The sequence below is a fragment of the Pedobacter soli genome (assembly GCF_900101435.1).
Taxonomy (GTDB): Bacteria; Bacteroidota; Bacteroidia; order Sphingobacteriales; family Sphingobacteriaceae; genus Pedobacter; species Pedobacter soli.
Genome location: NZ_FMZH01000020.1, coordinates 1 through 11,312, shown reverse-complemented (window position 1 = coordinate 11,312; position 11,312 = coordinate 1). Strand labels below are relative to the sequence as shown.

11 protein-coding genes are annotated in these 11,312 nt (G+C 40.8%); 2 read left to right on the top strand and 9 right to left on the bottom strand.

The window, feature by feature from the left end; genetic code table 11:
• Nucleotides 1-44: 44 nt before the first annotated feature.
• The 3 genes from BLR37_RS23955 to BLR37_RS23945 are packed head-to-tail and all read right to left on the bottom strand — an operon-like array spanning nucleotide 45 to nucleotide 2,521.
• Nucleotides 45-608 carry a YdcF family protein gene (locus BLR37_RS23955; protein ID WP_090773113.1) on the bottom strand — a complete coding sequence of 188 codons (564 nt, stop codon included), beginning with the start codon at nucleotides 606-608 and terminating at the stop codon, nucleotides 45-47.
• A 2-nt stretch (nucleotides 609-610) separates the two neighbouring features.
• Nucleotides 611-1,591, bottom strand: a complete 981-nt coding sequence (locus BLR37_RS23950) for an alpha/beta hydrolase (protein ID WP_090773110.1) — start codon at nucleotides 1,589-1,591, stop codon at nucleotides 611-613.
• A 9-nt stretch (nucleotides 1,592-1,600) separates the two neighbouring features.
• Complete coding sequence (locus tag BLR37_RS23945) at nucleotides 1,601-2,521, bottom strand: M28 family peptidase (RefSeq protein WP_090773108.1); 921 nt, start codon at nucleotides 2,519-2,521, stop codon at nucleotides 1,601-1,603.
• 139 nt (nucleotides 2,522-2,660) lie between these two features.
• Here BLR37_RS23945 and BLR37_RS23940 point away from each other — a divergent pair, with 139 nt between their 5' ends.
• Complete coding sequence (locus BLR37_RS23940) at nucleotides 2,661-3,101, top strand: DUF4395 domain-containing protein (RefSeq protein WP_167356675.1); 441 nt, start codon at nucleotides 2,661-2,663, stop codon at nucleotides 3,099-3,101.
• Nucleotide 3,102: 1 nt separating this feature from the next.
• Here BLR37_RS23940 and BLR37_RS23935 read toward each other — a convergent pair whose 3' ends face one another.
• From BLR37_RS23935 to BLR37_RS23925, 3 genes are all read right to left on the bottom strand, one after another.
• A complete protein-coding gene (locus tag BLR37_RS23935) occupies nucleotides 3,103-4,134 on the bottom strand; it encodes an LLM class flavin-dependent oxidoreductase (RefSeq protein ID WP_090773104.1) in 1,032 nt (343 codons plus the stop codon).
• A 209-nt stretch (nucleotides 4,135-4,343) separates the two neighbouring features.
• On the bottom strand, nucleotides 4,344-6,200 hold the full coding sequence (gene hscA / locus BLR37_RS23930) for a Fe-S protein assembly chaperone HscA (RefSeq protein ID WP_090773102.1): 1,857 nt from the start codon (nucleotides 6,198-6,200) through the stop codon (nucleotides 4,344-4,346).
• 155 nt (nucleotides 6,201-6,355) lie between these two features.
• Nucleotides 6,356-7,585, bottom strand: a complete 1,230-nt coding sequence (locus BLR37_RS23925) for a glycosyltransferase (protein WP_090773100.1) — start codon at nucleotides 7,583-7,585, stop codon at nucleotides 6,356-6,358.
• A 93-nt stretch (nucleotides 7,586-7,678) separates the two neighbouring features.
• Here BLR37_RS23925 and BLR37_RS23920 point away from each other — a divergent pair, with 93 nt between their 5' ends.
• Complete coding sequence (locus tag BLR37_RS23920) at nucleotides 7,679-8,260, top strand: MiaE family protein (protein WP_090773098.1); 582 nt, start codon at nucleotides 7,679-7,681, stop codon at nucleotides 8,258-8,260.
• A 65-nt stretch (nucleotides 8,261-8,325) separates the two neighbouring features.
• Here BLR37_RS23920 and BLR37_RS23915 read toward each other — a convergent pair whose 3' ends face one another.
• The 3 genes from BLR37_RS23915 to BLR37_RS23905 form a co-directional block, all read right to left on the bottom strand.
• A complete protein-coding gene (locus tag BLR37_RS23915) occupies nucleotides 8,326-9,399 on the bottom strand; it encodes a DUF3810 domain-containing protein (RefSeq protein ID WP_090773096.1) in 1,074 nt (357 codons plus the stop codon).
• Nucleotides 9,400-9,413: 14 nt separating this feature from the next.
• Complete coding sequence (locus tag BLR37_RS23910; RefSeq protein WP_090773094.1) at nucleotides 9,414-10,748, bottom strand: dihydroorotase; 1,335 nt, start codon at nucleotides 10,746-10,748, stop codon at nucleotides 9,414-9,416.
• Nucleotides 10,749-11,012: 264 nt separating this feature from the next.
• A partial coding sequence (locus BLR37_RS23905) for a transposase (protein ID WP_143009664.1) occupies nucleotides 11,013-11,312 on the bottom strand: 300 nt, incomplete at its 5' end.

The window sequence follows — 11,312 nt, the reverse complement described above, 5'->3', positions numbered from 1 at the left end:
TTAAATATAGGAAATGAATTTTGATCAGGTTAAGAAATTATTGATCAGGCAGGTAACAGTTCTGTATAAAATGCCACAAATTCGCGAACAAGCGAATAACCATCGCGCCATTCGAAATAGTTAGGACTGGCTCCAAATACCTTATCGAAGCCATTTTTTCTGAACAGCATTTTGCTGCGCGTAATGTGGTAATATTGCGAAACCACTATAATGCTTTCAATGTGGTAATCGCTTTTGAGTTTAGCTGTGTTTTGCACCGTTTTTAAGGTGTTGTCGCCCTGGTTATCAGTAATAATTGCACCGGCCGGAACGCCTTGCTTAATCAGAAAATCACGCATTTTATTGCCTTCGTCAAAACCTTCTTTACCGTGTCCGCCACTTACCAGTAACATTTTAATACGACCATCCTGATAGAGGCTTAGGGCGCGTTCCAGCCTTTTTTGCAACCTGGCTGATAAAGTTCCGTCTTCGTTTACCTTATTGCCCAGCACAACGCCTAAATCAGCATTTCTTGGAGTATTATTCATTCCATCGATAATGGTAACGCAGGTGTGGATGCTAAACCAAAGTACTAAAAGGATCAGGAAGGTTTTGGTCAGTAGCCTCATTTTCAGTTTAGTGCTTTTAAAAACTGGCTGATGTCTTGTGTCCATTCGGGTTGATATTGGGTTAGGTAGTTGTCGTGGCCAGCTAAAGGATAAGTGCAAAGTGTTTTCTTTCCTTTGAGGTTGTTAAAAATTTCATCGATTTCATTTCTTGAAACCCGGCTGTCTTTTTCGCCGTATAATAACAAAACAGGGCATTTTATATTTTTTGCATCATCAACCGGGCGGAGGTTAAAACCATTAAATTGATGTTGAAAGCCTCCCCAGAACACCAAAATATTGGCCAGTGGGAAACTGGGGAGGTGCAAAATTTTAAACCGGGCCTCAGTAGTTTTCAACAGGCTGCTGTATGGACATTCAATAATCAGTGCATCGGGATTGAGCTTAAAATCGTTCAGCGCTTTCATTGCCGCTACAGCGCCCATAGAAGTACCAAACATAATGATTGGCTCCTTTTCCTTTTGTTTAATATACTGATAAATAGTTTTAACTTCTTCTGCTTCAGTAAAACCAATGGTGGTTTCGTTACCTTCAGAGCCGCCAGAACCCATAAAATCGACCAGCAGGGTACTGTAGCCTAACTGATAAAAAATATTAGCCTTGTTAATCAATCCTGATTTTGATGCACTATAGCCATGAAACATAATCACAGTTCCTTTTGCCTGGGGATGTTTAATGAACCAGCATTCTAATTTTTTATTGCTTTGTAATGTAATGGTGGTATAGGGTAAATCGGGTTTCTTTCTGTTTACCGGACGTGGATTGGATACTCCTGTAAAAAGCGTCTTTAATTTTTCAGCCAGCGAAAGCTGCTCTGGCTTAGCTGTTTTGGTTACCTTTTGCGTAGTGTAATGCGTGAGTTGGTAAGCCTGGTTATAAGCTATTACGTTTACGACTATAAATAGGGTTAGCAGCCCCCAAAATGAGACTTTGATTAGTTTACGAAGGGGCTTCTTATTACGACGACTTTGTGATTTAATGTACATGCGGTAGAATTAAATTTTAATCAACGTTTTAAATACGCCATCAATTACTTTGCCCATTCGGTTTATATCAAGGGTTTCCATGGTATCGGTAACCTGGTGGTAGTTTTTATTACGATAAAAGGAGGTATCAGTAATCATTAGGGCACTATAACCAAATTTCCAATAGTTGAGGTGATCTGAAAAATCGATGCCTGGCAAGGAAGTGGGACCGCTAAAGGTTTTGGTGAGAATGGTATTTGCTTTTTTAAAGCCAGAAGTAAAGCTGCTGGCAAATTTGCCTGCGCCAAACTTCTTAACCATGGTAATGTAATCGCCTTTATTACCATAAAACCACGATAAGATGCCCACTGGATAGGATTGCGATTTCTTTTCCGTTTTAAAGTAGCCAATCATTTCTAAAGAAATCATGCCGTAAACATCAATTTTATTAAGTTTGAGCCATTTGGCATGCACATAGCTTCCCATGTATTCGGTACGGAAATAGGGTGGCTCTTCTAAGGTATAGGCCACTAAATCTATGCGGTGGTTTAACTTTTGGTTTTTTAGCAGCCTGGCCAGCTCTAACAAGCCCGTTACTCCACTGGCATTATCGTCAGCACCTTCCTGTTCGCCGCAACTATCGTAATGGGCACCTACAATTATCCGCTTTGCGTGTGAGGTGCCAAAAGAGCAAATTACATTTTTATAAATTTTCTGATCGACTTTATATTCCTGGATGTAAACACTTTCGGCATATTGCTTAAATACCGAACGGATATAATCGGCTGTTTGGTTCAGCTGATCTATGTTTTGATGCGTGCGGTATTTAGGTGTTTTGGTTAGGGCTTTTAAATGCGCTTTTATTATTGTTGTATCGGGTTTGCCTGCAGCTTTACACCAGCTTGCCAATAATAAACAGAAACTGAAAACTATGATTTTTGAGCGCGTCATTTGTTGAGTTATAGGATACGAATATAACAAATTCGGAAATTACCAACAGGTAGAATTAAGTGTTTTATGGAATGATATGACTTTGGCGAAACCCAATCGATATAGATTTTTAATACTTTTACGGCAAAAAACAGTTGCCATGGAATTATCCTGCCCGATATCTGCCGAAAGAATAAATGAAAATGTGGTGCGCATTATAGCCTTTATGGTCGCCGTAATTGCTACCGCCTGTTTAATATTTGGCAATTATTGGGCCATTGTATTTTTGATTTTCGATTTTGCCAGCAGGGCTTTTACTTCAGGGAAATTCAGTTTACTGAGGTTCATCGCCATGAAGATCGACCAGAAACTGGCGCTGCCAAAACAAATGAAAGATTTGGCTCCAAAGAAATTCGCCGCAACCTTAGGCTTTGTATTTTGCCTGCTGATTACGGCGATGTTCTTATTCGATTTTCCTTTAGCAGCAATGGTTTTTACAGCTGTGATGGTGCTGTTTGCTTTGCTTGAAAGCCTGTTTGCTATTTGTGTGGGCTGTTATGTTTACAGTTTTCTGCAATTGTTAAAAGGCAACAAAGCTTAAGTTATGGCTGTAAAGCTTTTCTAACTGCCGGTGCAATCCGGGTACCATAAATTTCTATAGCTTTCATCATGGCTGCGTGCGATGGGCCACCAACATCCATGTGGGCCGAGAAGCGGGTTAGGCCAAATGTTTCCTGCAAAGTCAGGATTTTATCAATGGCCTGGTTGGCATCGCCGATAATTAAAGCTCCATCTTTGCTCATTCCGGCATCGAACTGGTTGCGTTGATAAGGCGCCCAGCCACGTGTACGCCCAATCCTGTTCATTTGAGCAGAATAAAGCGGATAATAATAATCTGCTATTTCGCTGGTGTCCTCTCCAAATAAGGAATGCATATGTACGCCAACTTCAAATTTATTCATATCGTGACCGTAAGCCTGATATACTTTTTTGTAATAATCGAACAAGGGCTTAAACTGTATGGGCTGACCACCAATAATGGCAAACATAACTGGTAGGCCTAGTCTGCCGGCGCGCTCTACCGATTCTGGTGTACCACCAATGGCTACCCAGATTTTTAAGTTATCGTTTATTGCCCGGGGTAAAACTTCCTGGTTATTGAGTTCCGGCCTGAATCTACCTTTCCAGCTGATTTTGGATGTGGCATTGATTTTCAAAAGCAAATCCAGTTTCTCTTCGTAAAGCGCGTCGTAATCTTGCAGATTGTAGCCAAATAAAGGGAATGATTCGATAAAACTACCACGACCAGCCATTAATTCGGCCCTGCCATTCGAAATTAAATCGATAGTGGCAAAACTTTGGTACAGCTTTACCGGATCTGATGAACTTAAAACAGAAACCGCACTGCCCAGTTTGATGTTTTTGGTTACAGTGGCTGCTGCTGCCAGAATAATTTCCGGACTCGACACTGCATAATCGGGCCGATGGTGCTCGCCAATTCCATAAAAATCCAAACCCACTTCATCCATGAGTTTAATTTCGGCTATAATTTCCTGAAGTCGCTGTTGGGCGGGTTGAATTTCTCCATTTGCGTTGATTTGCAAATCGCCGAACATGCCAATACCTAATTCCATACGTTAAAATAATTTTAACAAAGGTAATGGCTTTGTGTTTGCAGGTATTTGATGTATGGTAAGAAATGGTTAACTGTTTAAATCGTTGAATTGGTTAATTGTTTGACTCAACACCATTCTTTGAACCCCTGAAACAAGTTCAGGGTGACGAGCGGCTCAACTGAAATTGCCAGCTGAGAACTGCAAACTGCCAATTGCCAACTGAAAAACTACTCTATCTTCTTGCCTTTCATCGCTGTCGAAATAGCAGCATCCATTACGCGCTCGGCAAATGGACGGGTAAACTCATTCAGTTCATCAGCTTTTTTAAGGATGGTATCTTTATCCTGACTGGCAAGAGCTGCTTTAAGTGCTTCGATATGTGTTTTAGTTTCTGCTATTTCTGCTTCGGTTAAATGTTCAGCATGTTTTTCGATAAAGCGCTCAGCTGTATATTGCAGTTGTTCGCCTTCGCTTCTGGCTTCAATGAGCATACGTTGTTGTACATCACTTTGTGCGTGCTCAATACTATCCAAAAGCATTTTTTCTACGGTATCGTCACTTAAACCATAGCTTGGGGTAATTTCGATTTCCTGCTTTACGCCCGAGCGCAGCTCAATAGCCTGTACCGTTAAAATACCATCGGCATTAAGCAAAAAATTGATATCTACTTTCGGTAAACCTGCAGGCATAGCCGGGATTCCTTTTAAGTCGAACTCAGCGAGTTTACGGTTTTCTTTTACCAGATCGCGTTCACCCTGATAAACAGAAATTTTCATGTTCACCTGACCATCAACAGAAGTGGTGTATTGTCTGCCGGCTTTGGTAGGCACTTTGCTATTGCGCGCAATAATCACATCCATTAATCCACCCATAGTTTCGATACCTAATGAGAGGGGAGTAACATCAAGCAGTAAAATATCCGAACGGTTTCCGGCCAGTACATCGGCCTGGATGGCTGCACCTAAAGCTACCACTTCGTCGGGGTTAATATTGTCTTGCGGGGTTTTGCCAAAGAAATTTTGAACCTGCTGCTTTACATACGGTGTGCGGGTAGAACCACCCACTAATATCACTTCGTCGATATCAGCAGCAGTCAAATCAGCATCTTTTAAAGCATTTTTACATGCCGTAATGGTTTCTTCAACTTTAGCAGTAATTAATTGTTCGAAGGTTTGCTTATCGAGTGTACACCAGATTTCGCCAACTTTTTCATTGTACAAATTCTGGTTCGATAATGCTTTTTTTGCAGCCTCGGCCTGTAGTCTTAGCGTTTGCATCAATATATTATCCTGAGCGAGGGCAGTTACCTCGAGTTTGTTTTGAGCAATCCAGTAATCCAGAATTGCACGGTCAAAATCATCACCACCCAAATAGGTATTTCCGTTGGTGGCCAACACTTCGAAAATCCCGTTCTGGATTTGCAGAATGGATACGTCGAAAGTACCGCCACCTAAATCGTAAACGGCAATGGTTTTCTGTTGCGTAGGATCTAAACCAATGCCATAGGCCAAACTGGCTGCGGTAGGTTCGTTAACAATACGCATAACATCCAAACCTGCGAGTTTTCCGGCATCGCGTGTGGCCTGGCGCTGACTATCGTTAAAGTAAGCCGGAACGGTAATTACTGCACGGTTAACCGGCGTTTTTAGGGCGTGCTCTGCTCTGGCTTTAAGTTCTTTTAATATTTCGGCCGAAAGCTCAATAGGGGTATAGAAACGATCGCCTGCATGGATTTTTACCAATGCATCGCTATCGTCGTCGATAATTTTATAAGAGAAAGTAGCGGCATGATCGGCCACGTCTTTATACGAACGGCCCAATAATCTTTTAACTGAAAATATGGTGTTCGATGGATCGGTGGTTAAAAATTCTTTGGCCTCGTTACCTACAACGGCTTCGTTCTGGTTGTTGAAATAAACTACCGATGGCACCAATACGCCCTTGCCCGAATCGTTAATTACCTGCGGGTTTTTATCTGGATTAATAAAAGCAACCAGGCTGTTGGTGGTACCTAAATCTATTCCGACGATAATTTCTTCTTTTTGAAACGAACCTGTAGCAAGGTTAATCGATATTTTTGCCATAGCCGCAAATTTACAATAATGTTGTAAGGTTTTAGAGTTGAAATGTTTTAATGTTGTAAAAAGACTGAGGTCGGAGGTTCGAAAGTTGGAAGATAATAAGCTTTATTCGTACCCGCATATCTTTGGACCCAGGACTCCCGACTTCGGACTAAAGACTACGCTTTATTCTTTTCTTCAATCCAAAGACTCATGTATTTTGTACTCTGAAGGGTATGGTGATTTAAAATCTGACCGATGAAATTATTTTGACGGTGCTTGGTTAAATCTGACAACAATCGGTTTACCTGCTGCATAAAAGCATTAGCAAAAACTGAGGAAGCATAACGTTCGTTAATAATTTGAACACCATGTTGTTGTGCTGCCTGCCATTTGGTTTCGTTCTGGTATAGCTCAGCAGCCTGCTCCATAAACAGGGTTAAGTCATCTTCAATAATACCATTCCAGGCCAGGTTACCTTTCATGGCTTCGGCGCCAACAGTTGTGGTTACGGATGGTGTACCGGTTTGCATGGCATCAACAAATTTGCCTTTAACACCAGCTCCAAACTGGATTGGCGCAAGTAAAATTTTGTGTCTGGCAATGGTTTGCTGGGCATTTATAGCGCGACCCTTAATGAAAAACTTTTCGGCTTTATTTTCAAGCTGTAATACCTTTTGCGAGGGATAGGCACCATAAATATTCAAGCTGGCTTGGGGTAGTTTTTTGCGGAGCAAAGGCCATATTTTGGTTTTCAGGGTTTGAACGGTATGCCAGTTGGGTTCGTGCAGAAAATTGCCAATGAAAACGAAATCGGCCCTGTTTGCAAAAGGAATCCAGTTTTGAATAGTATCTGCAGTGATTTCCTGCTCTAAAAATGGCAGATAATACAGTAAGCTGGCATCAATTTTAAACTGTTCTTCGAGTAATTTAATTTCTGCTTCAGAAATAATCAGAGACAGATCGCACCGAAGAATTGCCGCAATTTCGCGCTTGGCGGTATCAGAAAACAAGTTTAATTCCTCCTGCTTTTTGGTGCTTTGCTGGCGTGCCTGCCGTAAAAAATGTAAATCTTCAGTGTCTAAAATCCGCAAGGCGTCGGGGCATTCTTGCTGCACGCGCCAACCATATTGTTCTTCGATCATAAAACGATCAAATAGCACAATATCGGGGTTTAGCGTTTTTAAAAAGGTGTTGAAACTTTCGTCGTTTAATTTAATCTCCTGTTCAACAACGTTTGTGTTACTAAAATCATAACTGAAATCGCTTTTAGATGCTGCTGAGGCAAAAGTAATGTGATATCCCTGCGTCAGAAATAAATCAACCAGCTGGATCATCCGGGTACCTGCTGCCGATGAACCAGGCTCAGGCCAAACCAATCCGATAATCAATAATTTCTTAGCACTCATGTTTTAAAATTTATGCAAAATAAGCTGTTTTTAGCTCACAATTTTAAAAGCGGGCGATTATTTCTAATTTTGCGGTTCGAAGAGAGAAACCACATGTTAGGATTAAAATTATTGACAGACCCGCGTTGGGCAAATATTGCTGAGTCGAATTTAGAAGAAATTTTATCTGACCATGCCTGGTGCGAACAAAAAGCGGCCAGTAATGCCATTACCTTAATTACGCAAAACTCCGAGCACCAGGATCTGGTTGATGAGTTAACCGCTATTGCCATCGAAGAAATGCAGCATTTTCAGATGGTGATCAATATTATTAAAGAACGAGGCTATACTTTGAGTCGTGAACGTAAGGATGATTATGTAGGCAGGCTGGTAAAATTCAGTAAAAAAGATGGTAGCCGTAATCAGGCCTTTATTGACAGGCTTTTGTTTGCGGCCATGATCGAAGCCAGAAGCTGCGAACGTTTCCGCGTACTTTCTTTAAACATTAAGGATAAAGAATTAGCCAAATTTTACCATGAATTAATGGTTTCGGAGGCTGGTCATTATACTACATTCTTAAACTTTGCCCGTAAATACAGCACCGATGTTGATGTTGAAAAACGCTGGAAAGAGTGGCTGGATTTTGAAGGCGAACTGATTCAGAGTTTCGGTGCGAAAGAAGCGATACATGGTTAAATCAGTTTTCCAGTTGACAGTTTTTAGTGAACTGTGCTCATCTGGCGACTGCTTATTGTTAACTGTTAATTGCCAACTGCCAGCTCTTTTTTATGGATGTTCCACAGCCAGATAACGATATCCTGATAGCTGTCTATGCCTTTTTGCTGGTTGTTGAGTTTTAAGAAACGATCGAAAGCGGCATCCATGTAGCCGAACATTTGGCCGTTGTATTTACGCCAAAACTCTTTTTCTGTTTTAAAATCGGCCAAAACCTGTGGCAGCAGCTTGTCGTGCAGTAGTTTGTAGTCATCAGGCGATTTCATTCTGATTTCGAAAAGGATATACCTTAACATTTCATAATTTGCAGAGTACTGGTAATTTAAATCAGGACTGTTACTTGCGGTTAGGTAACCTAAAAGATTGGCTTCATCTTCGTAAGCAATACCCAGCTGATGAGCAATTTCATGACAGGAAACGTAAGGTTTAACAAAATCAGGTAAATTGGTGTTCATATTGGCTTCGCCAGAAAGCGGTGCATAATAGCCTTCAATACCCACCTTGCTAATTACCCACGGGCTTAATACCGCCTTTAAACAGGGATTGGAATACCTGAACAAAGGGTTTTTCTTTTCCATTAAATTGTAGGCCTGGGCCGAAATTTTTTCGAGCTCAGCAACCTGATAAGAGGGGATCTTGCCCTGCTTTAGCTTTAAAGCATTTGTTTTATCTACAAAATAGTTGCCCAGCTGTACCAGTTCTTTAACATTGTATTTTTCATAGCCAATGCCCAGTTCTTCGCTAACACTTGGCCGGCTGTAATTTAAGCCCCATACTAGTTTGAAGATAATGTACAGCAGCAAAAAGAAATTTAACACCCGTAAAGGAATAATAATGCGGTCTTGCTTTTTGAACGTTTTGCGCCTTTTATAAAACCGCACAATTTTATACAGCACAAAACCGATCAAAATGGCGTAAATGATATCGCCTATGGCGAAAGGAAAAATACCCGAAATAAATCTTAATGTGGCAGAGATATAGGGATAAATGCCTGTAGAGTAAAGTTTTTGGACTGGATTTGGGAAAAAACCAAAAATATAAATCAGGACAGCTAAACCAAGAAGTACCGTTGATTTAATAATTACAGCACGTTTAGTCATAGCTTCCTGAACGATTATCTGGTAAAAGTTAAACGCTTACCTATCTGGTCGGTAGTGAATTTGCCTTTAACATAGGCCAGGTTACCTGATACAAAAGTGTGTGTAATACTGGCTTTAAAGGTGTCGCCATCAAAAGGGCTCCAGCCGCATTTGTAAAAATTGTTCAGCTTGGTTACTTTCCAGGGATCGTTTAAATCAACGAGTACTAAATCGGCCCAATACCCTTCGCGGATATAACCACGTTTCTCGATATCGAAGCATATAGCCAGGTTATGAGCGGTTTTTTCTGCGATTTTTTCTAAAGAGATTTTGCCTTGCAAATGCATTTCCAATAAAGCTGGTAAAGCATGCTGCACCAGTGGGCCACCTGAAGGAGCCTGTGCGTAAGCCTGTTGTTTTTCGGCCAAAGTATGTGGCGCATGGTCGGTAGCAATAACATCGATATTATCATTTAAAACACCAGCCAAAACACCTTGCTGATCTGCTTCGGTTTTAACGGCAGGGTTCCATTTAATGAAATTGCCTTTTTCAGCGTAATCTTTATCGTTAAACCAAAGGTGGTGTACACAGGCTTCGGCAGTAATTTTTTTGTCTTTTAGCGGAATGGTATTGTCGAACAATGCAATTTCTTTAGCAGTAGAAATGTGGAGGATGTGTAAACGCGTTTGGTAACGTTTGGCCAGTTCTACTGCCAACGACGACGATTTATAGCAAGCTTCTGCACTGCGAATCAGCGGGTGCATTTCGATGGTTAAATCGTCACCGTATTTAGCCTTAAACTCGGCCAAATTATGACGGATAGTGGCTTCATCTTCGCAGTGTGTAGCCACCAGGATTGGCGCTTTGCGGAAGATGTGTTCAAGGGTTTTTTCGTTATCAACCAGCATGTTTCCGGTTGATGAACCCATGAAAACCTTGATTCCGCAAACATTTTTCGGATCGGTTTTTAAAACCTCTTCAATATTATCGTTACTGGCCCCCATGTAAAACGAATAGTTGGCCAGCGAGGTTTGCGCTGCAATCTCGTATTTATCGGCAAGCAATTCTTGCGTTAAGGTATTGGGAACAGTGTTGGGCATTTCCATAAAAGAAGTAATCCCTCCGGCAACGGCAGCCATACTTTCGGTAAAAATATCGGCTTTGTGCGTAAGGCCAGGCTCGCGGAAATGCACCTGGTCATCAATCATACCTGGTAAAAGATATTGCCCCTCGGCGTTAATTTCCTGCGCACCAGGTGCACTAAGGTTTTGGCCAATTTTGGCAATAAATCCATCTTTAATTAAAACATCGGCAACAATTTGCTGTCCTTCGTTTACAATTGTAGCAGCTTTTATCAGGTAAGTATTCATGGTTTCAAAGGTAGTGATTTGGGTTAACTGTTTAAATTGGTTAATTGTTTAAAATGTAAAATATCTGATTTTAACAGGACATGAATGCTTTAAACTTATAAGAAAATCAAGACTCATGACTGAAGGCTCCAAACTCAAGACTAAATTGAGTATTTTCGGCAGTCTATATCCGCGGATGAAAGGTGCTGAACTGAGTTTAATGTTACTGTTTTTGGTTAAATAAACCTGTATTCTATGGTTTTTGCAAATAAATTTTGAAATATTTTATGCTGCGAAATTCAAATCTTTCTCATATGGCCTATCTTTTAGTACCGCAGCAAATGCCCTACTGATTAGTTTATTTCTAAGTACATTTAGGATGGATGAGTGATGTTTACCTTCCTTTATTTTCCTATCATAGTATCTTTTGAATTCATTGTCTTTTTTTATGGTGTTTAAGGCACACATCGTTAACAAGGTTTTTATTCTTTTATTTGCCAAATGACTGACTTTTGGTTTTCCTTTCAATGTTGTACCGGATGTATTACCAAAAGGTGCTAGTCCACAATAGCAGGCAAACTTTCT

Bases quoted from the DNA above. Each gene is read 5' to 3' on its own strand.
- BLR37_RS23955 (WP_090773113.1), bottom strand. From the start codon at position 608: ATGAGGCTACTGACCAAAACCTTCCTGATCCTTTTAGTACTTTGGTTT.
- BLR37_RS23950 (WP_090773110.1), bottom strand. From the start codon at position 1,591: ATGTACATTAAATCACAAAGTCGTCGTAATAAGAAGCCCCTTCGTAAA.
- BLR37_RS23945 (WP_090773108.1), bottom strand. From the start codon at position 2,521: ATGACGCGCTCAAAAATCATAGTTTTCAGTTTCTGTTTATTATTGGCA.
- BLR37_RS23940 (WP_167356675.1), top strand. From the start codon at position 2,661: ATGGAATTATCCTGCCCGATATCTGCCGAAAGAATAAATGAAAATGTG.
- BLR37_RS23935 (WP_090773104.1), bottom strand. From the start codon at position 4,134: ATGGAATTAGGTATTGGCATGTTCGGCGATTTGCAAATCAACGCAAAT.
- hscA (WP_090773102.1), bottom strand. From the start codon at position 6,200: ATGGCAAAAATATCGATTAACCTTGCTACAGGTTCGTTTCAAAAAGAA.
- BLR37_RS23925 (WP_090773100.1), bottom strand. From the start codon at position 7,585: ATGAGTGCTAAGAAATTATTGATTATCGGATTGGTTTGGCCTGAGCCT.
- BLR37_RS23920 (WP_090773098.1), top strand. From the start codon at position 7,679: ATGTTAGGATTAAAATTATTGACAGACCCGCGTTGGGCAAATATTGCT.
- BLR37_RS23915 (WP_090773096.1), bottom strand. From the start codon at position 9,399: ATGACTAAACGTGCTGTAATTATTAAATCAACGGTACTTCTTGGTTTA.
- BLR37_RS23910 (WP_090773094.1), bottom strand. From the start codon at position 10,748: ATGAATACTTACCTGATAAAAGCTGCTACAATTGTAAACGAAGGACAG.